Source organism: Williamwhitmania taraxaci, assembly GCF_900096565.1.
Classification (GTDB): domain Bacteria; phylum Bacteroidota; class Bacteroidia; order Bacteroidales; family Williamwhitmaniaceae; genus Williamwhitmania; species Williamwhitmania taraxaci.
Window position 1 is genome coordinate 85,447 of record NZ_FMYP01000003.1, and the last position, 23,707, is coordinate 109,153.

At 41.9% G+C, this 23,707-nt stretch carries 18 protein-coding genes; 12 read left to right on the forward strand and 6 right to left on the reverse strand.

Annotation, left to right across the window (positions count from 1 at the left end):
• Position 1: 1 nt before the first annotated feature.
• From BLS65_RS01615 to BLS65_RS01625, 3 genes are read right to left on the reverse strand one after another with little or no spacing between them, the layout of a single operon-like run.
• Positions 2 to 337 (reverse strand): MerR family transcriptional regulator, encoded by a 336-nt coding sequence (locus BLS65_RS01615; RefSeq protein ID WP_092434749.1) that lies wholly within the window; start codon positions 335 to 337, stop codon positions 2 to 4.
• Between the two features lie 7 nt (positions 338 to 344).
• Positions 345 to 1,316 (reverse strand): M23 family metallopeptidase, encoded by a 972-nt coding sequence (locus BLS65_RS01620; RefSeq protein ID WP_092434752.1) that lies wholly within the window; start codon positions 1,314 to 1,316, stop codon positions 345 to 347.
• A gap of 13 nt (positions 1,317 to 1,329) precedes the next feature.
• On the reverse strand, positions 1,330 to 2,301 hold the full coding sequence (locus BLS65_RS01625; protein WP_092434756.1) for a M23 family metallopeptidase: 972 nt from the start codon (positions 2,299 to 2,301) through the stop codon (positions 1,330 to 1,332).
• Between the two features lie 145 nt (positions 2,302 to 2,446).
• On the opposite strand from BLS65_RS01625, the gene alaS reads away from it, so the two are divergent.
• Entirely contained in the window at positions 2,447 to 5,065 is a 2,619-nt protein-coding gene (gene alaS, locus BLS65_RS01630; protein WP_092434759.1) for an alanine--tRNA ligase, read from the forward strand.
• Between the two features lie 99 nt (positions 5,066 to 5,164).
• Complete coding sequence (locus BLS65_RS01635; protein WP_092434762.1) at positions 5,165 to 5,659, forward strand: RDD family protein; 495 nt, start codon at positions 5,165 to 5,167, stop codon at positions 5,657 to 5,659.
• 58 nt (positions 5,660 to 5,717) lie between these two features.
• Here the strand turns inward: BLS65_RS01635 and BLS65_RS01640 are convergent, their stop codons facing one another.
• Together BLS65_RS01640 and BLS65_RS01645 are read right to left on the reverse strand one after the other, a co-directional pair.
• Complete coding sequence (locus BLS65_RS01640) at positions 5,718 to 6,587, reverse strand: ChaN family lipoprotein (protein ID WP_092434765.1); 870 nt, start codon at positions 6,585 to 6,587, stop codon at positions 5,718 to 5,720.
• A 16-nt stretch (positions 6,588 to 6,603) separates the two neighbouring features.
• Complete coding sequence (locus BLS65_RS01645) at positions 6,604 to 8,043, reverse strand: sodium:solute symporter (protein ID WP_092434820.1); 1,440 nt, start codon at positions 8,041 to 8,043, stop codon at positions 6,604 to 6,606.
• A 273-nt stretch (positions 8,044 to 8,316) separates the two neighbouring features.
• Between BLS65_RS01645 and recR the strand changes: the two genes are divergently transcribed.
• The 9 genes from recR (at position 8,317) to BLS65_RS01695 (ending at position 21,760) form a co-directional block, all read left to right on the forward strand.
• The gene (recR, locus tag BLS65_RS01650) at positions 8,317 to 8,946 is read left to right on the forward strand and encodes a recombination mediator RecR (protein WP_394331445.1); all 630 of its coding nucleotides are present in this window, start codon (positions 8,317 to 8,319) and stop codon (positions 8,944 to 8,946) included.
• A 19-nt stretch (positions 8,947 to 8,965) separates the two neighbouring features.
• Positions 8,966 to 9,694 (forward strand): tetratricopeptide repeat protein, encoded by a 729-nt coding sequence (locus tag BLS65_RS01655; RefSeq protein WP_092434768.1) that lies wholly within the window; start codon positions 8,966 to 8,968, stop codon positions 9,692 to 9,694.
• A 290-nt stretch (positions 9,695 to 9,984) separates the two neighbouring features.
• Positions 9,985 to 11,190, forward strand: a complete 1,206-nt coding sequence (locus tag BLS65_RS01665) for an aminotransferase-like domain-containing protein (protein WP_092434774.1) — start codon at positions 9,985 to 9,987, stop codon at positions 11,188 to 11,190.
• Positions 11,191 to 11,260: 70 nt separating this feature from the next.
• Positions 11,261 to 13,201 (forward strand): glycosyltransferase family 2 protein, encoded by a 1,941-nt coding sequence (locus BLS65_RS01670; protein ID WP_092434777.1) that lies wholly within the window; start codon positions 11,261 to 11,263, stop codon positions 13,199 to 13,201.
• A 64-nt stretch (positions 13,202 to 13,265) separates the two neighbouring features.
• Positions 13,266 to 14,543, forward strand: a complete 1,278-nt coding sequence (locus BLS65_RS01675) for a dihydrolipoamide acetyltransferase family protein (RefSeq protein WP_092434780.1) — start codon at positions 13,266 to 13,268, stop codon at positions 14,541 to 14,543.
• Between the two features lie 297 nt (positions 14,544 to 14,840).
• The gene (locus BLS65_RS01680) at positions 14,841 to 16,130 is read left to right on the forward strand and encodes a PD40 domain-containing protein (RefSeq protein ID WP_092434784.1); all 1,290 of its coding nucleotides are present in this window, start codon (positions 14,841 to 14,843) and stop codon (positions 16,128 to 16,130) included.
• A gap of 124 nt (positions 16,131 to 16,254) precedes the next feature.
• Complete coding sequence (locus tag BLS65_RS01685) at positions 16,255 to 18,690, forward strand: PD40 domain-containing protein (RefSeq protein WP_092434788.1); 2,436 nt, start codon at positions 16,255 to 16,257, stop codon at positions 18,688 to 18,690.
• Complete coding sequence (locus tag BLS65_RS01690) at positions 18,687 to 21,188, forward strand: OmpA family protein (protein WP_092434792.1); 2,502 nt, start codon at positions 18,687 to 18,689, stop codon at positions 21,186 to 21,188. The genes BLS65_RS01685 and BLS65_RS01690 overlap by 4 nt, the downstream gene beginning before the upstream one ends.
• Before the next feature lie 8 nt (positions 21,189 to 21,196).
• A complete protein-coding gene (locus tag BLS65_RS01695; RefSeq protein WP_092434797.1) occupies positions 21,197 to 21,760 on the forward strand; it encodes a GNAT family N-acetyltransferase in 564 nt (187 codons plus the stop codon).
• 81 nt (positions 21,761 to 21,841) lie between these two features.
• Here BLS65_RS01695 and BLS65_RS01700 read toward each other — a convergent pair whose 3' ends face one another.
• Entirely contained in the window at positions 21,842 to 23,314 is a 1,473-nt protein-coding gene (locus BLS65_RS01700; protein ID WP_092434802.1) for an aminotransferase class V-fold PLP-dependent enzyme, read from the reverse strand.
• A 190-nt stretch (positions 23,315 to 23,504) separates the two neighbouring features.
• Between BLS65_RS01700 and BLS65_RS01705 the strand changes: the two genes are divergently transcribed.
• Positions 23,505 to 23,707 (forward strand): hypothetical protein (locus BLS65_RS01705; protein ID WP_394331446.1); only part of this gene is annotated, 203 nt, incomplete at its 3' end.

Consider the following 23,707-nt stretch of genomic DNA (forward strand, 5'->3'; position numbering starts at 1 on the left):
ATTACAGCGACTCTTTGACCTCAATGAGCATTTCTCTGATTCCCGTCAGTGTTTGAACAATATCAAACGTATTTACGGTCCCCTCTTTGTTCTCCTTAATCCGTTTCTGTGCACCGGCTAAAGTCATACCTTGTTCTTTCACCAAATAGTAAATAAGGTGAAAGTTCTGGATATCTTCCTTTGTGAATAGACGGTTGCCCTTCTTATTCTTTTTCGGTTTAATAATATCAAAACTTTTCTCCCAGAACCTAATGAGCGAGGTGTTTACATCAAACATCTCGGCAACTTCCCCTATGGCGTAGTAAAGTTTCTCGACTTTCTTCTCTTTGTATGGCATAGAAACTCTAATCTAATGATTGTCCACTATTTGCAGCTAACTCAATAAGACGATCGTACTCTTCAGGGGTAAGGTCGTTGAAATAAAAATTTATAGGATTGATAGGTGTATCATTCTTTAATACCTCATAGTGAAGGTGCGGCGCCATGGACATACCAGAGTTGCCTACCCTCCCCACTACATCGCCACGCTTTACACGTTGGCCCGTTCGAACGGAGATACTACTAAGATGTGCATACAAGGTTTTGAATCCAAAGCCATGGTCGACCATTACAACGTTACCATAACCTCGCTGCCCTTGCTCTACCTTAATAATTTGGCCATTCCCAGTAGCAAACACCTCAGTTCCTGATGGGGCCGTAAAATCCATTCCAGTATGCATTTTCAACACCTTATAGAATGGGTGAATACGAATGCCAAAGGGAGACGCCACGTGTTTAAGATCCTTATTTCTTACAGGCTGAATAGCTGGTACGCTCATCAGCATTTCCTCCTTAGTCTTGGCCAATTTCACCAATTCATCATAGGAAACACTCTGTATGTAAACTCGTTTTGAGAGGTTTTCTAACTTCTTAAATGATGCCTTTACAATTTTCGGATTCGTCAGCGACTCTAGTTCGTCATAACGAGAAACGCCACCCATTCCGGCGTTTCGAATACTCGAAGGGATTGGATCGGCTTCAAAAATAGTTCGGTAAATATTCTCATCGCGCTGTTCTAAATCAACAATAACCTTTTCTATTTGATCGAACTTACCCGAGAGCATTTCGAACTGAAGCGAAAGCAGTGCATTTTCGCGCTTAAGACCGCGTTCAACAGGTGTGTCGAAGAAAAACGAATAGCCAATGTAGTATACTACCGCAATAACCCCACTGGCAAAAAAATAAGTCAATCCCCTCACCAACTTGGTACGCAAACTCAACCGAACGGCATCAAAGCTGAGTGATTCAGGATTAAAATGATATTTACTTTTTTGCATCACCTAGTAGCAATTAGTCTTGGCTAACACCGGAAAGCAGCGCAGCCCGGTCAATAATCTTATCAAAATCGGCCTGATCTAAATTCCCAAAATAGTTGATGGGGTTTACAGGTTTATTGTGATACATAACTTCATAGTGTAAGTGTGGCCCGGTACTCCGTCCTGTGTTGCCAAGGAGACCGACTATTTCGCCGCGTTTAACACGCTGTCCTACAACAACCTTCGTGGCCTTCAAATGCGCGTAGCGAGTTTTATAACCAAAACCATGGTTAACAATAACATTATTTCCATAACCGTGATTCGAGGATACCACTAATTCCACTACACCATCGCCAGAAGAATAGACTTCCGATCCAATGGGTGCAGAAATATCAATCCCCTCGTGAAACTTAACTGAGCGATTAAACGGATCTCGTCTAAATCCAAAGAAATCGGTTAAGCGCATGTTGTCTCGTAGCGAAACCGGCTGAATTGCCGGCATTCGGGCAGATAGTTGTTCCTTTTGCTTGGCAAGTATAATAACGTCATCAAAAGATTTACTCTGAATATATGCCTGCCTAGTAATTTTGTCAAGAAACATTGATGCATGCACAGCCACTGCACCATTTTTTATTCCAGAGAAAGCCTCATAGCGTTCGGCTCCACCAAATCCAGCTTCCCGTATGGAAGAAGGGATGGTGTCCTCCTCGAAAATGCTTCGGTAAATATTATTATCGCGCTGCTGCATATCCGTTAATACTTGGCTTGCATCAGATAAGCGATTTTCCAACAAGTCATACTTTACGAGCAAATCGGCACGCTCCCGCTTTAATGCAAGCGTTTTTGGCGTATCGAAAAAATAGGTAAAAGCAAAACTAAAAGCGGTAGCAATTACAAAGCCGGCAACCATATAACCCACTGCTCGCAACACCTTCCGTTTGAAAGGCATCGCAACGATATCGAAGTTGAGTGTAATCGGATTGAACTTGTAGTGATGTTTTGGCATGCAGTTAATACCGTATTATTGAAAGAAAGTTGTGTTTAGGTTCCAAAACTAAACGAAATAAATTAATTTTACAACCTATTTTCGTCAAAATATTGCGATTAAAGTATAAAGTAGCCTCAAACAAATCACTTAAATATAACATTTTATGAATTCAAAACAGGTTCGAACTGCCTTTTTGGAGTTTTTCCGAAGCAAACAACACGAAGTTGTGCCTTCCGCTCCTATGGTTGTGAAGAACGACCCTACCCTGATGTTTACCAATGCAGGGATGAACCAGTTTAAGGATATTTTTCTGAATATTTCAGCCCCAAAATACTCACGAGTAGCCAATTCACAGAAGTGTTTGCGTGTGTCGGGGAAGCACAACGACCTAGAGGAAGTAGGCCACGACACCTATCACCATACTATGTTCGAAATGCTCGGCAACTGGTCGTTCGGCAACTATTTCAAGAAAGAGGCTATCAACTGGGCTTGGGAATTTTTGGTGGAAGAACTAAAACTTCCAAAGGAAAGACTCTACGCAACGGTTTTTGAAGGAAATGCAGAAGAGGGAATTGATCCCGATAGCGAAGCGCTCGCGTTGTGGAAGCAGTATCTTCCCGAAAACAGAATTATCTGGGGAAACAAAAAAGATAACTTCTGGGAAATGGGCGATTCAGGTCCTTGTGGACCATGCAGCGAACTGCATATAGACCTTCGGTCCGATGAACTCAGAGCTCTAATTCCAGGAGAAACGCTTGTAAACACAAGCGATCCACTCGTAATTGAGGTCTGGAACTTAGTATTTATACAGTTCAACAGAAAAGCCAACGGTGCCCTTGAACCACTGCCCGCAAAACATGTGGACACAGGAATGGGCTTCGAACGTCTGTGCATGGCAGTTCAAGGAAAACAAAGCAACTACGACACTGACGTTTTCCAACCAATCATTCAAAAAATAGCATCCCTCTCGGGAAAGGTATATGGTAGCGATGCCAAAGCGGACATTGCCATGCGCGTTATTGCCGATCACCTAAGAGCCATATCCTTCGCCATTGCCGATGGACAACTACCCTCAAACGTTAAAGCAGGTTACGTTATTCGGCGTATTCTACGCCGAGCAGTACGTTACGGATTCACCTTCTTAGGCTTCACAGAACCCTCGCTCTACAAGTTGGTTCAAACGCTGGTTGACCAAATGGGTGATGCTTACCCCGACCTAAAAAAGCAGCAGCAATTGGTTGAAAAGGTTATTGCAGAGGAAGAATCATCTTTCCTTCGAACACTAGACACGGGCATAAGGCTTCTTGACCAGCACATAGAAGTGGCTCGTAAAGATGGAAAGTTAGAGATTAGTGGTAGCAGTGCATTCGAACTTTACGACACCTTTGGATTTCCGCTCGATCTTACTGAGCTAATTCTTCGCGAAAAAGGCATGAGCGTTGATCGTGATGGTTTTAACAAAGCCATGGAAGTTCAAAAGGAAAGAAGTCGGGCTGCTGCAGTTACCGAAACCGACGACTGGGTGGAGGTTAAACCACTTACCACCGTTGAGTTTGTCGGATACGACAATATCGAATCGGAGGTAAATATTTGCCGTTACCGTACCGTGAAGGCAAAAAACAAGACACTTTATCAACTGGTGTTTGACCGAACTCCATTTTATGCTGAATCGGGTGGACAAGTGGGCGATTCAGGATACATTGAAGCAGATGGAGAACGCATTGTAATTATTGACACTCAGAAGGAAAACAACCTTATTGTACACATTACTGAAACATTACCAAAAAATCCATCAGTCAGTTTTCACGCTGCCATAAACACTCACCAGAGACAGCTTACTGCCAACAACCACTCAGCAACCCACTTGCTCCATGAAGCACTAAGAGAAACACTTGGAACACATGTAGAGCAAAAAGGATCGTTGGTTAACCCCGAAAATATTCGCTTCGACTTTGCCCATTTCCAAAAACTAAGTGAGGAGGATATTGCAAAAATAGAAGCGATTGTAAACAGAAAAATCAGGGAAAACCATGCACTCGTAGAAAGAAGAAACACTCCGATTGCCGAAGCTCAGAAACTTGGAGCAATGGCTCTGTTTGGTGAAAAGTATGGAGATAGTGTTCGTGTTATCCAATTTGGCACATCTGTTGAATTATGTGGAGGAACACACGTTTCTGCCTCTGGCAAGATCGGATTCTTTAAGATCACTTCGGAGGGAGCAATCTCTGCAGGTGTTCGACGTATAGAGGCCATAACTGCCGATAGAGCAGAGCAATTCATCAACGAATCCCTCAACGAAATAAAGGAAGCGAAAACCCTACTCAACAACAACGGTCCTATTGCCCATGGAATTCAGAAGATGCTTGAAGAAAACAAGCGACTTACCAAAGAACTAGAAGGGTTGATGAAGGAGAAACTATCTATAATAAAGGAGGCGTTGAAAGCGAAAGCGAAGGTATTAAACGGTGTTACGCTCATTGCCGAAACATTCGATCTTAGCCCCGATTCAATCAAGGATCTTGCCTACCAGCTAAAGGGAGAAATCGTCAACCTCGCGTTTGTGGCAGGAAGTATTGCAGGTGGAAAGCCATCGCTCACCATCATGCTCAGCGACTCTGTGATGAAAGAAAAAGGGCTGAATGCGTCAACCATAGTTAGAGAGGCAGCTAAGGAAATACAAGGTGGTGGCGGTGGCCAACCCTTCTTTGCTTCTGCCGGCGGAAAAAACATTGACGGTATCCAAGCAGCAATAGCCAAGGCAACTAGCCTGATTACACAATAAATTTATATCTTAAAAAACACGAAGGCGCTGATTTGTTTCAGCGCTTTCATTATTTCTAAAAAGGTTGTAAATTGGGACCTGAACCTAAAACAAATAAGCATGGAACTTATTGAAAAAACAGAACCAAAATATGCAGGATTCTGGCTTCGATTTGTAGCGAATATAATTGACCAACTATTGCTACAGACAGTTATTGTAATATTTACTTTGCCACTAATTTTCGGCATGGTGACAGGAATTATTACGGCCTCAAAGGAGCAAGGCGACGCGTCAAAGGCAATTGCCATTATTAGCGTTGTAATGGGCTTTGTCGCGCTACTGTTTGCCGTATCGTTAATTGTTGGATGGCTTTACTACGCCATAATGGAGTCGTCGAAACAACAAGGTACGCTTGGGAAAATGGCCTTGGGAATAAAGGTTACCGATATAGAGGGAAACAAGATTACGTTTACTCGGGCTACCGGTCGCTATTTTGGAAAAATCATTTCGAACATGACAATTTACATCGGCTATATCATGGCTGGGTTTACGGTAAAAAAGCAAGCCTTGCACGACATCATTGCTGACTGCCTCGTCATAAAAAAAGACAACTAACCATAAAAAACGCCGAAGCAATCTTCGGCGTTTCGCTTTTTGATTGATAAATCCGCGCTTAATAGGTTTTTGTTATTCGACTATTGACAACAATCGTAAAATCGGCGTGTCCTTCATTTTCATCATCCAACGTTTCCAGCTGATCTTGCTCCACTGTAGTAATAACAAGAATTTTCAACTTGGGCATTTTCCGGTGAACTAAATCCACAATTCCTTCATGATTATCGGAATGATAGCTTCCATTGAAATGCAAAAAAGCGCCCTCTTTAGGAAAGTTTAGCATAATAAAATGAGCCATTGTGGCGTCTTTTGCCGCTTGGGCATCCACTATATACGCAGGTCCATGACCACCGGAAGCCATCGCCATGCTTTGCATCGACTTGTAGCAGGACAAACTGGTATCGTAAAGAATGGGAAGAGGGGCAAAATACCTTTTTGCATCAGCCGAGAACGAGTTCAGAATAAACAATCCATCCTTACCTACGGCTGCGGCATACCGTCTAGGTATATTGGTAGCCACAAAACGCAATTTATTCGCCAGCGCAAATTCCACGAGCGGCTTATAATCGGTTTTATAGTTGGGCCAAAACCGTCCGTCCGCTTCAAACTTCTGGATAGGTATTCGTTTCTCGAGTAGTTCATCTAGCAAAAGTTGGTTGTCGGCCTCAAACATTTCAGCACCAAGAACCAAATTACTACTAAAGCGCTTCTGCATAGATACGGCAAGTTCCAATTCCAGCCAATGAGCAATTGCGCTGTTATGGAGTTCACCAAAAAACACTACATCAGAATTATTGGCCTGTTCGGCCAGTATTTCGAAAGACACAATACTAGCCTTGGAGTTAAATATTCTATAGGGCACAACCTCCTGTGCCTGAATAACAATCGCCAATAATGAAAGAATAAGCGAAGCAACCATTTTCTTCATAAGGACACGTTTTAATTTACTTGTTAGATACTTTAAGACCAATCCCTGTTAACCAAATCAAGACAAAAGTAACGACACCATTGTATATCAACAATTCGAATCCGATAGCAAACAAGTATGTAGCACCAAAACAGAGTATGGGCGCAAGCACCGCCGCCACGGGAACGAGGTAGTCCCTCACCCTTCGTTTGGTCAACACCCCAAATGCGTATAGGCCCAACAGAGGTCCATAGGTATAACCCGCAACGGTGTAAATTGCCTTTATCACCGCCTCATTGTTAATGGCCTTAAAGAGCAGAATTATGGCAATGAGTAGGAGCGACATCCCGAGGTGAACCATTGTCCGAATGCGCTTCAGTCTAGTTTCGTCATACTTGCCGGCTCCTAAAATATCGACAGTAAAAGATGTAGTTAGGGCTGTTAGCGCAGAATCGGCACTGGAGTATGCCGCAGCAATTACCCCTACTACAAAGGTTACCCCAAGAGTCGCGTGCAGATACCCCCCGGTGGCAATGAGCGGGAATAGTTTATCGGTTTTAGCCGGGATATCGAGTCCTATCCTTTGGGCATAAAGAACCAAGAGCACGCCCATCGACATAAATATGAGATTGATTGGAACAAACATTAAGCTGTACCAATACATGTTTTTTTTGGCATCGGACAAACTCCTACAGCTAAGATTCTTTTGCATTTGATCCTGATCAAGTCCTGTCATGACAATAGGAATAAAAACTCCTGCTAGAAATTGTTTCCAGAAGTAGAGTTTACTCATGGGATCGTCGAAGAACCAAACTCTAGAATACTTGCTGTTGTGGACTGCATCTACCATTTGTCCAAAGGAGAAACCCATGGCGTTTGACACCAACACTAAACATAGCACAACTGCGGTGAGCATTGCAAAAGTTTGAACCAGATCGGTCCAAATAATAGTCTTAACCCCGCCCTTATAAGTGTAGAGATAGATCAGTCCAATTGTTACTGAAACAGAAACCCAGAAAGGAACACCAACCTTATCGAAAATGACTGTTTGAAGGACGATTGCCACAATATACAATCGAAATGCAGAACCTATCGATCGACTAAGCAGGAAGAAGAGCGCACCCGTTTTATAGGAAAAAAAACCAAATCTTGATTCGAGGTAGGAGTATATTGAAGTGAGATTTAATCGATAGTAGAGCGGCAGCAGCACATTGGCAACCACCAAATAACCAACGAGAAAACCCAAAACCATTTGCAAATAGGAGAACTGTTCAGTGTAAACAGCCCCAGGCACCGAAATGAAGGTAACCCCGGAAATGGAAGTTCCGATCATCCCAATGGCGATAATATACCAAGGAGATTTTCGCGTCCCACCAAAAAAACTCTTACTATCGACCTTTCGAGTGGTTAGGTAGGAGATTCCGACAAGAACAACAAAATAAAAAACTATAATAAAGCTAACCAACAGAGGCGACATAGAAATACTTTTTTTAACAAAGAAAACATATTTACCCAAAACACCCAACTTGGATTTAAAACAAACCTCATGAGTATTCATTATACCGATGATCAAAGAACACCTCAGGAAATTCGAATACCTTTTCTTACCCGATTATTCAACCATTATTGATAAATTTGCAGCGGTAAAACAACGGGATGAGACATAGCGGGTGATGTATCATCGTCGGAAGAAGCAAAAAAAAGAATAGTAAGCAACCGTAATTTCAGCAATATACTAATACCTTTTCATGTGAATCTCATCAACTTTCCATCCAAACATCTTGAAAATGCTGTAGAGGAATTATCAAAACTCCCTGGTGTTGGAAAAAAAACCGCTTTGCGATTAGCACTCCACCTTCTTAAGCAACCGCAGGAAGATGTAGAACGGTTTGGCCGCTCAGTAATTGAAATGCGCACCCAAACCCAATACTGCTCCTTGTGCCACAATATTTCCGATTCAGAGACCTGTAGCATTTGCGCATCGCCGCGCCGCGATCATAGTTTGGTGTGCGTAGTAGAATCAGTACGTGATGTCATGAGCATAGAAAACACAGGGAGTTTCAGCGGAGTATACCATGTCCTTGGAGGTATTATCTCGCCGATGGAAGGCGTAGGCCCATCCGATTTAAAGATTGATTCATTGGTCAACAAAATTGCGAGCGGAACCGTAAAAGAGATAATTTTAGCACTTAGCACTACGATGGAAGGAGAAACAACTAATTTTTATATCTTTAGAAAAATTAGAAACCACTCGGTAACGGTTACAACTATTGCCCGAGGAATTGGCTTTGGAGACGAGTTGGAGTACACCGATGAGGTTACCCTGAGCCGCTCCATAAAAAACAGGATACTTTTTGACGCAGGGACAAATACGCTATAGTCCCAGAAATGATTTGAACATGAAAAACGTTTTTTTTATATTCCTTCTACTTTCTAGCCTGGTAGGAACATCCTATGGGCAAGACTACGAATCGGCGCTAAAAACCGGTTTTGAAAAAATCGATAAAAAAGATTTTAAGGGAGCCATCGAGGACTTTAAAATTGCACTAAAATCGAAACCAGGCGATTTAGATGCCACCTACGGACTAATTGCGAGCAACCTCTTTTCCGACAACATAAAGGAGGCTCAAAGTTTGCTTTCCAGCGCGTTAGTCGGAAACCCTAACTATGCAGGTTTTTTGCTGGCGCAAGCAATCATCAGCATTAAGAAAAACGAACTTGACAATGCCATCTCCTTTCTAGATAAGGCTGCCGAGCAAAACAATAAAACATTCGAGGAACAAATAATACTCAACCGAGGTTCCCTGAAAGTTAAAAGGGAAGATTATGAAGGAGCCCTTGCCGACTTTAACAAACTTCTTGCGATAAACCCTAGCAACGGTGGTGCCTATAGCAATATCGGAATTCTCTACTATAAGCAAGAGAAGTATAAAGAGGCAATAACCAGTTTCGACCAAGCCCTTGAAATAGATCCATCAAACACCATTGCACTCTACAATAGAGGTATGTGCTACTACAAACAAGATATTAAACCGGAAGCTTGCCTAGATTTTCATCACTCCTGCCGCCTAAACAATACAAATGCGTGCAAGATGATCATTACTTATTGCACAAAACAGGTTAAGTAACGAACCCATTCCAATACATTTAAAAGCATTGCCTCCAAGGTAATGCTTTTTTCATTTAGGTATTACTAAAGACATCTATTCCAATTTATAAGCCAGCAGATTACTACAAAAACCGACACCCAAACGCGAATATGTTTTGAAACACTTTCACTAAAAATGAAATAAAAGTAAAATATTTGGTAATAAAAATAACAATTTGCAACTTCGAACCGTAATAACTATCAATTATGGAAGTCAAATAGTGATTTTCTTTGACAATTCGAAAGCAAACCATCATAAAAAGAACAATCATGATAAGCGATTTAAACAAGATTTGGTCGGACAGTGGTAAGGAAATGAAGAAATCTGCAATTAGAGAATTGCTGAAACTTACACAACGACCTGACATCCTTTCTTTTGCAGGTGGGCTTCCTGCTCCAGAAACATTCCCAATAGAGCAGCTAAAAGAGATTACTGCTGAAGTTTATGATAACGAGGGAGCACAAGCACTTCAGTATGGAGCAACCGAAGGAGACGGAAAACTTCGCAAAATATTGGTTGAGAGATACAAGAACCAAGGCCTTAATATTAGTATTGACAACCTAATTATACTAACATCATCCCAACAAGGTCTCGATTTAGTTCCAAAGATATTTATAAATCGAGGTGACAAAATCATTTGCGGGCTTCCCTCCTACCTTGGCGCTTTGCAATCGTTCCATAATTATGGTGCACAAATGGTAGGCATCAGTTTAGACGAGCATGGTATGCGCAGCGACTTGCTCGGTCAAAAATTGGAAGAGATGAAGCAGAATGGCGAAAAGCCAAAGTTTGTTTACATCATCCCCGATTTCCAAAATCCAGCCGGCATTACGATGCCCGAATGGCGTAGAAAAGAGATCATTGTTCTCTGTCAAAAATATGATGTATTAATATTAGAAGACAGCCCATACCGCGAAATCCGCTTCGAAGGTGCGCCTCAAAAAACCATCTTCGAACTCGATAATGCCAATAATGTCATATTGCTAGGAACGTTCTCAAAGATATTTGTTCCAGGGTTCCGTATTGGTTGGGTAATTGCCAACGAAGCGATTATAGACAAGATCGTTATGGCGAAGCAGGCAACAGACCTCTGCACACCACCTTTCCTACAAAAGATTTCCGCCAACTACCTTGAGAAGGGCTACTTTGATCAGAATCTTGGTAACATCATCTCCATTTACCGCAAAAAGCGCGATGCCATGCTTTCGGCACTGAGCGAGTATATGCCCGAGGGAGTGAGCTGGACCAAACCAGAGGGAGGACTATTCCTGTTTATCACACTTCCGAGCCATATGGATGCTGAAAAACTTTTTGAGATTGCCATTAAAGAGAATGTTGCGTTTGTTCTTGGAAGCGTATTCCATTGCGATGGTAGTGGAAGAAACACCCTTCGTATGAACTTCTCCTACATGAGCGAGGAGCAGAACAAGGAAGGCGTCCGTCGATTAGCCAATGCGGTTAAAAAACTTATGTAATAATTCAACACAACGATAAAGGAAACTACCCGACCGATTAGGTTGGGTAGTTTTTTTTTACATTTACGGCATGAAGCTTTCCATTATCATTGTCAGCTATAACGTTAAACACTTCCTCGACCAGTGCCTACAAACTGTTCAAGCAGCAACGGCAGGTCTTGATGCAGAAGTATTTGTAGTTGATAACTTATCTGGTGACGGATCCTGCGAAATGGTTCGGGAAAAACACCCTTGGGTAAACCTTATCGAAAATAAGCAAAATACTGGCTTTGCAGTTGCCAACAACCAAGCAATACAGCTTTCGAAAGGAGAGTATATACTACTGTTGAACCCCGATACGCTGGTTCAGGAACAAACATTTTCGAAGTGCATTGATTTCATGGATAGCCATCCGGATGCGGGGGCAATGGGCGTAAAAATGATTGATGGCAAGGGGAACTACCTGCCCGAGTCGAAGCGAGGACTTCCCACACCTGCAGTAGCATTCTACAAAATCTCCGGCATCATAAAATTAAGGCCAAGATCGGCTCGATTTGCCAAATACTACATGGGGCATCTTCCTGCCGACAAAACAAATGAGGTGGAGATTCTGGCTGGAGCCTTTATGTTTATGCGCATGAAAACGCTCAACATAGCAGGTTTACTCGACGAAGATTTCTTTATGTATGGCGAAGATATCGACCTTTCCTACCGAATATTGAAGGCTGGGTATAAAAACTACTACTTCGCGGAAACATCCATAATTCATTACAAAGGGGAAAGCACAAAAAAAGGGAGCATAAACTACGTAATGGTATTCTACAAGGCGATGATCTTGTTTGCGCAAAAACATTTCTCCTCCGGAGATGCCCAACTTTATACCTCAGCAATTCGCTTTGCGATTTACCTCCGAGCACTAATTTCTCTAATAAAGAGAGGACTTACCAAAATCATCCTGCCATTGCTCGACAGCCTAACGGCGTCCATAGGTTATTTAACCATTACACACGTCTGGGGTTCTAACATGAAGGGTGTTCCATTTCCCACAAACCTCACCAACCCATTCCTTGCCGGGATTATTATTATTTTTCTGCTATCCATATTTCTTAGTGGAGGGTATGACCGACCTCTTCGGCTGAACAAGGTATGGAAAGGAGTCGTAATCGCGGCGATTACCATACTCCTATTCTACAATTTTTTACCCGAGAAATTTCGATTTTCAAGAGCAATTATTGCGTCAAGCGCCACAATCATACTCTTGTTGATCCCAACCATGAGGATTGTTGCCGGAAAAATCCTTGGAAAAGGATTCATTCCGCTTAAACCAAAAAAAATCAAAAAAATAATCGTTGCCGATACAAATGAAACGGATAGGATTAACAAACTGCTGGAACTATCAGGAGCACAAGGTGAAGTAAGTCAGTTTAACCCAACCCAAATCAATTATAACTTCGATCAACAACTACTAATACTTAAGGAGAAAATAAGGGTACAAAAGATTGATGAAGTAATTTTTTCCGCCAACGACTTATCTACTACCGATATTATAACATTGATGCTGCAGCTATCATCGCTCAATTGCGATTTCAAAATTGCACCCACAAAAGGGTTGTCCCTTATTGGCAGCAACTCAATTGAAACTGCAGGTGATCTTTACACTATTGGGCAAGAAACGCTAGCATCTACAACAAACCGAAGGCTAAAAAGAATTATTGACTTTAGTTTCGGACTTTTCTTTTTATCAACCATTCCTCTTTGGCTTCCAGTAAACAAAAAGCCTAAAACTTTCTTATTTCGTATTCTAAAATTACTTATTGGAAAAGAAACAGTAGTGGGTTACCTCCACAACGACCCTCAACTAAAACTACTCCCTAACCTAAAACATGGGATTATATCACCTAGCAATGCCCTATCTATTAATACTGAAAATGCACACACAACAAATTTAATGTATGCAAAAAACTATACTGCTGCGGGAGACATCTTAATTATCCTAAAGAGTTTTCCTAACCTTATTAAAGGAAACTTTTAAGGGTTAACATTGAACAAAACCTCCTAGTTATTCTTTATTAGGTAGAAAAAAGAAAGCCAGCACAATGAGAAATATTGAGGTAATCCTCCCTGCCATGGGTGAAGGAATAATAGATGCAACTATTACAAAATGGTTAGTAGCCCTTGGCCAAAATGTAGAAGAGGATACACCTATTGTTGAAATAGCTACAGACAAAGTCGATTCTGAAATACCCGCTCCTGCTGCTGGCAAACTAACGTCAGTATTATTTAAGGAGGGAGAAATACCTAAAGTTGGCCAAGTAATTGCGATAATTGAGGTAGAAGGAGAAGAGGACACACCTATTGCTTCGAAAGTTAATTCAAAAACTTCAGAGGTAATATCACCAACAAGTTCTATTCCAGAGAATAAAAGTGCGGGTACAACCCAACCTATCAGCTCCGATATTTTCCTTTCACCATTGGTTCGGAGTATTGCCAAGGAAGAAAATGTGTCGAATGCAGAAATGGCAACCGTTAGAGGAAGCGGCGTGGATGGCAGAGTCACAAAGGAGGACATGCTCAGTTTCCTAAAAAGCAGGCATATTGCTCCCACAAAAACAACTCAAAACAAGCCAACCCCAGCACAGCCGACAAAGTCGTCAGAAAATTTACAGGAAATAGAAGTAGTTCCAATGGATCGTATGCGAAAGATCATTGCCGATCACATGGTAATGTCAAAGCAAACGTCGCCCCACGTAACCAGTTTTATAGATGTGGATTTAACCGGAATCGTTAAATGGCGAGATCGTGTTAAGAATGATTTCCAGAAAAAGGAAGGACAAAAACTCACCTACACACCCATATTTTTCGAAGCCATTGCTAAGGCGATAAAAGAATTTCCTGGGATTAATGCTTCTGTTGATGGTGACCGGATTCTACTCAAGAAAAGGATCAATTTGGGAATGGCAACAGCGCTACCCAGTGGCAACTTGATAGTTCCCGTGATAAAAAATGCAGAACACTTAAGCCTCACTGGTATGGCATTTGCGGTAAACGATCTTGCCGAAAGAGCCCGAAACAACAACTTACTGCTCGATGAAATTCAAGGCGGTACCTTTACCGTCACAAACCTTGGAGCGTTTGACACACTAGCAGGAACACCCATAATTAATCAGCCGCAAGTGGCCATTTTAGCCATCGGTGCTATCAAAAAAACACCCGTTGTGATTGAATCGGAGTTGGGCGACACCATAGGAATACGATCCATCGCCATACTTTCGCTTGCCTACGACCACCGCGTGGTGGATGGTGCACTAGGAGGAATGTTTCTGCGACGAATTAAAACACTGCTCGAACAGTTCGACACCAACCGAACTTACTAAGATAATCGACCGACAAAAATAACCTTGTCGGTCGAATTTTTTTGTAGCCATAATCAAAAACAAACAGGATCAACGGCTTACTACGATTGTTACTTCGAACTAAAATAAAATAATTAATCTTCGAGGAGAACAGCTGTACACCCTCCAATCATTGAGGATGTATAAAAAAAGAGGAATAGATCTCCGCCCATTGTATTGTAATAATTGAATATATATTTTCATTAGATAAATCTTTTTCCCATTTTTGTTCTCGTAAGGAAACATTTAAGCGATGCATTAAATCAAAATATCAAGAAGGTGGGGCGATCGACTGTTTCAATTTGTATCCTATTTTTCATTAATATATCCCTCGGGTTTTCCCAGAAAGAATCATACTACAAGCGTGTATTTGTAGATGCGGAGTACTATGTACTATACGAGGAATATAGGGATGCGCTTCCCTTGTACAAAGAACTCTACAAGGCGGGGAAAAATAATCCTAACATTAACTTCAGAATAGGGCAGTGCTACTTAAACACACCTGGGGAGAAGGAAAAGGCAATTCTATATCTCGAGAAGGCAGTTACATCAATAAACCCATCATACAGAGAAGGCTACTTTACAGAAACAGGAGCTCCTCGACAGGCATTTCTTTTTCTAGGCAATGCCTATAGAATTACCGGCAATCTTCAAAAAGCAAAAGTAGCTTACGAAGAATACCAAAGACTTCTAAAACCCGATGAGAAAAGAGAGCAGATGATTGTAGCCAATCATTTAGTTTCAATAGACATGGCGCAATCACCCTCCGCAAACAAAATCAAGCGAGAAGCGACCAATTTGGGAAACAACATTAATACCTCATTTCCAGAAGTAAGACCCACTGTTTCGGGAACAGGCAAAGTACTTGCATACACCTCAATGCAGCGATTTTACAGTGCGATTTTCATAAGCCGAATTGGAGCAAAAGACCAATGGATACCGGCAAAAAACGTCACAGCAGAGGTCAATGCAGAAGGCTCTGTCTTTACCAGTTCTCTCTCGTTCGATGGAAACATTCTCCTTTTTACACGCAGCGAGTTGGATGATTTCAACATCTTCATGAGCAGCTACGACACCATTGCAAAGAGATGGAATTCGATGGTGCGGCTCAACAAAAATATCAACAGCAATGCAATGGAGATGTCGGCTTGCCTCTCAAAAGACGGCAAAACATTATATTTCAGCAGCAATCGAGAGGGCGGATATGGCGGTTATGATCTATACAAATCATACCTAGGCGTAAACAATGAGTGGGGTGAGGCAATCAATCTTGGACCAGGAATCAATACCACGTTCGATGAAGACTCGCCAGTGCTGTCAGAGGATGGCCAAACCTTTTTCTTCTCCTCCAACGGACATCCAAGTTATGGAGGGATCGACATTTTCTCGGCTCCGATGAGTACAACCAGTTTTGGTCCTGTTCAAAATCTAGGGTTCGGTATCAATACTACCGACGACGACACTTATTTCTGCGTTATGGACAATGGTAATCGCTTCATTATTGCCCGACCCGACATCAATGGATTTGGTGATTATGACATCCAAACCATTGCTACAACACATCCTTAGCATTTTCGATTCCCCTTCAAAAATGCTTAAAGTTTAAATTGGATGTTTTCTAAAAAAGTCATAACTTGGCTTAGGCATTATTATGTGCTATTTACTCCTAACTATTACTGGCTAAATCATTATAATGAAATTAAAGTTTATTGCAACTGCACTGCTACTGCTGCTGGTTTGTTTAGTTCAAGCTCAAGAAAAAGATGAAAAAACTTCTGTAGAAGAACTCTATCTTGATGCCAACAGCTATTTTTTCTTTGAAGATTACGAAGAAGCATTAGCACTATACCAGCAGGTTGTTCGCGAAATCCCCAAAAATAGCAACCTCAGTTATCGTATCGGCATTTGCTATCTCAACATACCGGGAAAGAAAAACAAATCAATCCCTTTTTTGGAAACGGCCACAGCCAGCACAAGTAAACGTTACAAGGAAAACTCGATAAAAGAGGCTAATGCGCCCATTGAATCATTCTTCTTTTTAGGCAGTGCGTATCTGGCAAACAACCAGTTAAGCAAAGCAAAAGAGGCATTCTTAAAATTCCAAAGCCTGACAGGTAAGAAGGACACTGATTACGACATATCGATGCTCAAACTTCAGCTGGGTACAATCGAAAGTTCGAAAGCCATACAAAAAAAACCCATTAACTTTTTGCTTAGCAACTTAGGGCAGAAAATCAACGATCGATTCTCCAACTTTAGCCCTACACTTTCCTACAATGGACAAGTTCTGGCTTACACCTCCAAGCGTAAGTTCTATCAAGCTGTTTTTGTTGCCCGTAAAAAAGGCAATGAATGGTCGACTCCTGTGAATATAACTCCAGAGTTAGAAACCGACCAAAACCTTAAAACGTTATCGCTTAATTTTGACGGAACCGAATTATACCTTTACAAAGATGATAACCGAGATGGAAACATCTATGTAAGCCATTATCGCAACGGAAGATGGAATCCCATTGAAGATATAGGATCCAACATCAACACCAAGTATTGGGAAGCCAGTGCAGCAATTTCCCCTGATGGAAAAACGCTCTACTTTTCGAGTAATAGAGAAGGTGGTTACGGAGAGTTAGATTTATATAAAAGCCGTAAACTGCCTAATGGAACTTGGGATGTTGCTCAAAATCTAGGCCCAAACATAAACTCCGCTTACAACGAAATAGCGCCCTCACTAACATCAACCGGTACAACCCTATTTTACGCCTCGGATGGCTTTCTCGGGCTCGGCGGTTATGATATATATTTCGCCAACGCAAGCAAAGGCGACGAATGGTCAAAACCGGAAAATCTAGGCTATCCGATTAACACATCCGATGACGATATTGAGTTTTGCCCGATTGATGATGGCCAATATGGATTACTGGCCCGTTTTGACGAAGACAGCTATGGTGAGATGGATATTTTTAAAATTGAAATTTTCTCGGAACGATACGCTAAGGAAGTAGTAATGCACAACCAGTTAGAACTAAGAAAGCGATCGTCTAGCAAAAAGTCATTGGTCATAGATACGGTAAACGCACAAAAGTTGGCACTTATTTTACCGGAGGGATTGAACCTCGACGACTATTCCGACGCAAATAAAAGGATTAAACTATACTTTGAGGGCAAGCGCTACAACCTACGCGACCAAGTCAATCTTCTAGCGTCAAAGAAGGGCAACATTGAAGAGGCTCCAACCAATTTCGTTCCAATTAATGCTCAAGCAATATCTGATTTAGAAAATACACAAAAGAGCAACTCCGCTAGAGACACTGACCATAATCGACTTGAAACCAGATCGTTTAGCAACCTAAACATACCCTTTCTACTCGACATACGATTTCAAACAAACCTTACCCAGCAAATTCGCAGCCTGATTGAAGATATATTTTACGTACCAGGCATGCCCCATTCCACCAAGGAGAACAGTGCATTTGCAGCGAGTAATTCCGATAATCAAGCGACACAATTCTACAGAATATTCAAATCGATTGGATTAAACATCCCCCAGAGCATATTCACCACAGCCCAAAACACCCAGTCGGGATCGCCGCTATTTCTAATGGCGTCCTTGTTGAAAGCACAAAAATCAGGGATAATTTCCAGTGATGAACTACTGAATGCCCTCATAGTTTACCTCGATAAGTTTGCTGCTAATCGCGACAACAGTTACATCTCCTATTCGAAGACAGGCTCTATTAAAAAGGATCGAAGCGGGTCCACTTTCCTTGCGCTTGCAAACTTGCTAAAGGCAAAAGCAAGCGGCAAATTGAAGTTGATGCTAAACAGTATCGACCCAGAAACAAACCATATTACCACATTTGATCAACTAATTGCATTGCTAAAATCAATCGACGAAGTTGAGTTTCAAAACTACAAGCAGGAACTGATTTCTATTATGGCTGAAATAGCCTCTGAAGAGTTTTACTCGCTTAATGCACAGGCACGGAACGACCTCACGCTTGCCTTTGAAAGGCCGAGTGCAATGCATATCATCAAATATACAGGCGGATTCATACTCGCAATTGGCGCCTTTATATTTCTATTGATTCTTGCGAAGAAAAGAAAACAAAAAAAACGCGACAGAAAATGAAAGGGCTTCATCTACTTCTATCGGTGCTACTAACTTTTAGCATTTCGCCAAGTTTTTCTCAGGAAAGCCTCCCGAAATCGTTTAAAGATATTTTTTCGGATGCGGAATACTATTTCCAGTATGGAGATTACCGCGAAGCTCTGGCTCTATACTCCCAAGCCCAAAGGATTGAACCGGCGAATCATAACATCAACTACCGAATAGGATTTTGCTTGCTTAATATTCCAGGACAGAAGGAAAAAGCACTGGCCTATCTCGAGTATGCCTCGAACAAGATAAGCGATACCTACCAAGAGGGTTCTTATAAAGAAACATCAGCGCCCCCGATTATCTGGCTTTACCTAGGTGATGCCTATCGAATAAAGATTGAGTTAGAAAAAGCGATTATAGCCTACAACACTTTTAAGGCACAACTCGACGTTAAGGATGTTTACAATCACGACTTTGTTGATCAACAAATCAAAGCCTGCGAAAAAGCTAAGTTTTTTCTTGCAAAACCAGTGAAAACAACTCTCGATATTTTAGAATTTGAATTTCCAAACCTAGAATTGGCCTACGCTCCCATTGTCTCGGAAGACGAATCCTCATTATTCTTCACTCAACACAAAAAATTCTATGAGGCATTATACTGGAGCAAAAAGGTTGAAGGAAAATGGACAACACCTATAAGCCTCAATATACCTGTTGGGCTTGATGGCGAAATCAGCATTTCGAGTTGCAGTGCAGATGGAAAGGAGATCTTCATTTTCAGCAACGACCATGGAAATGGTGAAATATTCTATAGTAAGTTCAATGGAAAGGAGTGGTCAAAGGCAACCAAACTAAACAAAAACATTAACACGCCTTACTGGGAGACCAACGCATCTATATCCAAGGATGGAAAAACGCTTTACTTCTCATCGAATCGCAAAGGTGGATTTGGAGGAATAGACATCTATAAATCGGAGTTAGATAGCAAGGGGGAATGGGGCCCAGCTCAAAATGCAGGTTCATCAATCAATACCCCTTACAACGAAGAAGCCCCTTACTTTTGTGAAGACAAAGGAATGCTGTTCTTTGCATCCCAAGGTCACGAAAACATGGGAGGCTACGACATATTCTTCTCCAAAGTAAGTTCTGAAGGATACTCCAGTCCAATAAACCTAGGCTATCCAATGAACTCAACCGACGACGATCTTTTTTTCAGCCCCCTTTGTGGACCTGGCATAAAAGGACTTGTCTTTAAGCGAAAAAACACAACAAAAGTTATAACTCAACTTGCCGAGATTGGGCTCGTTCCTAATAGTAATTTGGCTGAAATTAGTGGTAGCGTTTTAAGCCAAGACAAGGCCGATTTATCAAGTGCTAACCTAAAACTATTCACCATAGATCAACGTTCTGGCGATACGCTTTTGCCAAAGATGGCTGTCGGAAGCACAGACTTCTCCTTCTCGGTATCAACAGGAAACTATACCATGATTGCCGAAGCCGATGGTTATCAGACTATCCGAAACGACTTTTATGTACCGGAAGAAGTTGCCGGAGCAACACTACCTTACACCTTTTTTCTTATCCCAAGCGAAGTGCTTTCGGGGGAATATTTAACCGTAAGATCTATTCAATTTGGATTTGACAGTTATATCCTTTCCCGAGACGCCCAAGTTGAACTCGAAAAGGTTTACAACATCATGCAAGCATATCCTTCAGTTCTCGTTGAGGTTGTTGGTCATACGGATACAAAAGGAGCACAAGCATACAACAAGACGCTCTCGTTGAAACGTGCGAAAGCAGCGATAGATCTCCTTACGGACAAAGGAATTGATCCCTCTAGATTTGTCGCCCGGGGTGTGGGCGCAGCTGAAAATATTGCCATCAATCAAAATCCGGATGGAACCGACAACCCTTTAGGCCGTCGATTCAACCGACGGGTATCCATTAAAATTCTAAAATCAGATAGGTCTTTAATTATCGCAGAGGATATCTCCATCCCTGAAAACCTGAAGGCCAATAAAGAGAACTTCTTTACGATCCTATTATGTCGGACAAGCAATCAGCCCGATACCACATTTTTTCAAACGTTGCCCCTGCTGAAAAACCAAATTGTTAAGCCATATAAAACACCTGTTGGATACCTCGTTACGGTGGGTGAATTCGGCAACAAAGCTGATGCAATCAAGTTGATGAACCAGTGTATCGACGGCGGATACGCAACAGCAACCATTATCAGTGACGTTACTCTATCAACTCTAACCCAAGATAGCAACCTTGAGCAACAAGAGCCTGCTGCCTCAAATGAGGTCAAGTTCACCATTCAAATATTAGCCGCAAAACAACCAGTGCCCGTCTCCAATTTTAAAGGACTAGCCGATTTGGTGAAGGAGGTAAGAGGAAAAGACAACATGTACCGTTATATTTTGGGCGAATTTAGCGATCGTGAAATGGCAATCCAGGTACTAAAGCAAAAAGTTTCACCAATCTACCCCGATGCTTTTGTTACCAATTTGAGTAGGATCAAATAGAAATATTTATGGACAATTTGCTGCAAAGTGCACATATCCGACTGAGAGCTATAGAGCCTAGCGATATTGAATTGCTCTACAGTTGGGAAAATAACATGAAAATATGGGCAGTAAGCAACACCCTTACCCCATTCTCAAAATACCTACTTAAGAAGTATATTGAATCGGCTCATATCGATATTTATGAAGCAAAGCAATTACGGTTGATCATCGAGGCAAAGGATCAAAGTTCCTTTATGTTTCACCCAGTAGGAGCCATTGATTTGTTCGACTTTGATCCATTCCACTCCAGAGCAGGTATCGGCATTTTGATCCACAACGAAGAGGAACGCAACAAGGGCTATGCCAGTGAATCAATCCGGTTGCTAACCAAGTATGCATTTGAAACACTGCAACTACACCAGCTCTACTGTAACGTTGCCGCCACAAACACAGCAAGCCTTCAAATATTCCAGAAAATGGGATTTAAGATAGTCGGCATTAAAGAGCAATGGCTAAAGACCCAAAACGGATGGATGGACGAACTAATGCTGCAGATGGTAAACCCTCTCTCTTTAAACAGCATTAATTAGATTGCAGTAGGTTAATCAAAAAAAATGAGGGACTCACACTTAGGTAATGCAAGCCCCTCGGGTCTAGGTTAGGTTTAGGTATTAATCTAGAGTAAAAGAGTTCTCAATGGGTGCGGGCTCTATCTTATTCAATCCCGAATAACAAAACTCGTTGGATTTTTTGCAATATTTATAGTCGAGGGCCCACTCTTCAACTTTCTCAGCAATTTCTTTCAGGGATCCTACAATAAAATTAATCTCCGACATGGTAGTAGTCGGATGAATCGACCACCGCACCCAACCGGGCTTTTGCGATAGGTCACCATGCGAAATCATTTCGGTAATAGCGTGCGATTGTTCCTTGGTAACGTGCAGCAGAAAGTGCCCATAAGTACCTGCACATACGCAACCACCCCTCATCTGAATCCCAAACCGATCGCTCAATAACTTAACAATCAAATTATAGTGTATATCCTTCATGTAAAAGGAAACGGCACCTATCCGACTTCTACAGTTATCAGCCAACTTAACAAGACGAGGAATACTATCCAGTTCTTGGAGCGCATAGCATACCAACTCGTGCTCATGTTTCACAATATTATCTACCCCCATCTGCTCTTTAAGCCCAATGGCGAGTGCCGAACGTATGGCTTGAAGAAAACCTGGAGTTCCACCATCTTCGCGCCGTTCAATATCGTCGATGTATTTATACTCTCCCCAAGGATTGGTCCAATCTACAGTTCCCCCACCCGGCTGATCAGGAACACGATTTTTATAAAGCAAAGAATTGAATATCAACACGCCGGAAGTACCAGGGCCACCTAAGAATTTGTGTGGCGAAAAGAAAACGGCATCCAATCGTTCAGCCTCATTCTCCGGATGCATATCCATGTGAACATACGGTGCCGACGCCGCAAAGTCAACAAAGCAGTAGCCACCAACTTCGTGCATGGCGGCAGCTAACTTATGGTAGGGTGTAAATACTCCCGTTACATTTGAACAAGCACTAAACGAGCCAATAATGAGCGGACGATGCCTATACGGCTCAAGTGCCTCTCTCAACTTATCGGCAGAGACTAACAGATTCTCATCAGGCTCAACGACTACCACATCCACATTGGTTTCGTACCAAGAGGTGTGGTTGGAGTGGTGCTCAAGGTGGGTAACAAAAACCACAGGTCGCTCATCAGCCGAGGCAAATTTTGCCCCCAAATTCTTCAACCCCAATATGCGCTGGAACTTATTTATGGCCGAAGTCATTCCAAAGCCAGCCATAATAATCACATCGCTGGCATTTGCGTTTACATGGCGCTTAATTTCGTGAAGCGAAAAGTGATAGGCTTCAGTCATAAACCGCCCCATCTCACTGCTCTCGGTATGCGTATTAGCCACCATTGGTCCAAAAACCTTGAGCATCTTTTCCTCAATGGGTCCATAGAGTCGACCACTGGCAATCCAGTCGGCATAAACCACCTTCTTTACACCATACGGAGACTCGTAAGTAGCATCAATGCCGACAATATTTTGCCTGAACTTATCGAAATAATCCTCTAATTTGCCACTCACATTTCCCATTATGCCCTAGAATTAAGCGAGCGAAAAGTAGTAAAAAAAAATCGCCTCGCAAACGTTTGTTCGAAACTGTTAATACCTTATATCCGCAACATAAAAGCATAAAATAATCGGGAACCCCTGTAATAATAATCATCACAAGGCTTTCCCGATTAAAATATTTTCACCTACTTAGGTGAAAACATCGTAGCGGATGAAAATTACATATTCTAGCGACACCATCAACTCTTTTGGCGGAATAAATTTTGCAGACAAAATTATCCGGGAGGCCTCTATTTACGACACCATAGACCAAACGCTTGGCATTCGGGGAGTTAAGGCACAGTATTCCTACAGTGATTTGTTTCGATCCTACCTCATGCTGGTTTTATGCGGCGGCGAATGCGCCGAGGATAT

Coding starts and splice junctions, on each gene's coding strand:
- BLS65_RS01635 (WP_092434762.1), top strand. CDS start 5,165: ATGGAACTTATTGAAAAAACAGAACCAAAATATGCAGGATTCTGGCTT.
- BLS65_RS01615 (WP_092434749.1), bottom strand. CDS start 337: ATGCCATACAAAGAGAAGAAAGTCGAGAAACTTTACTACGCCATAGGG.
- BLS65_RS01695 (WP_092434797.1), top strand. CDS start 21,197: ATGGACAATTTGCTGCAAAGTGCACATATCCGACTGAGAGCTATAGAG.
- BLS65_RS01670 (WP_092434777.1), top strand. CDS start 11,261: ATGAAGCTTTCCATTATCATTGTCAGCTATAACGTTAAACACTTCCTC.
- BLS65_RS01640 (WP_092434765.1), bottom strand. CDS start 6,587: ATGAAGAAAATGGTTGCTTCGCTTATTCTTTCATTATTGGCGATTGTT.
- BLS65_RS01655 (WP_092434768.1), top strand. CDS start 8,966: ATGAAAAACGTTTTTTTTATATTCCTTCTACTTTCTAGCCTGGTAGGA.
- BLS65_RS01620 (WP_092434752.1), bottom strand. CDS start 1,316: ATGCAAAAAAGTAAATATCATTTTAATCCTGAATCACTCAGCTTTGAT.
- BLS65_RS01690 (WP_092434792.1), top strand. CDS start 18,687: ATGAAAGGGCTTCATCTACTTCTATCGGTGCTACTAACTTTTAGCATT.
- BLS65_RS01625 (WP_092434756.1), bottom strand. CDS start 2,301: ATGCCAAAACATCACTACAAGTTCAATCCGATTACACTCAACTTCGAT.
- BLS65_RS01675 (WP_092434780.1), top strand. CDS start 13,266: ATGAGAAATATTGAGGTAATCCTCCCTGCCATGGGTGAAGGAATAATA.
- BLS65_RS01665 (WP_092434774.1), top strand. CDS start 9,985: ATGATAAGCGATTTAAACAAGATTTGGTCGGACAGTGGTAAGGAAATG.
- alaS (WP_092434759.1), top strand. CDS start 2,447: ATGAATTCAAAACAGGTTCGAACTGCCTTTTTGGAGTTTTTCCGAAGC.
- BLS65_RS01685 (WP_092434788.1), top strand. CDS start 16,255: ATGAAATTAAAGTTTATTGCAACTGCACTGCTACTGCTGCTGGTTTGT.
- BLS65_RS01645 (WP_092434820.1), bottom strand. CDS start 8,043: ATGTCGCCTCTGTTGGTTAGCTTTATTATAGTTTTTTATTTTGTTGTT.
- BLS65_RS01700 (WP_092434802.1), bottom strand. CDS start 23,314: ATGGGAAATGTGAGTGGCAAATTAGAGGATTATTTCGATAAGTTCAGG.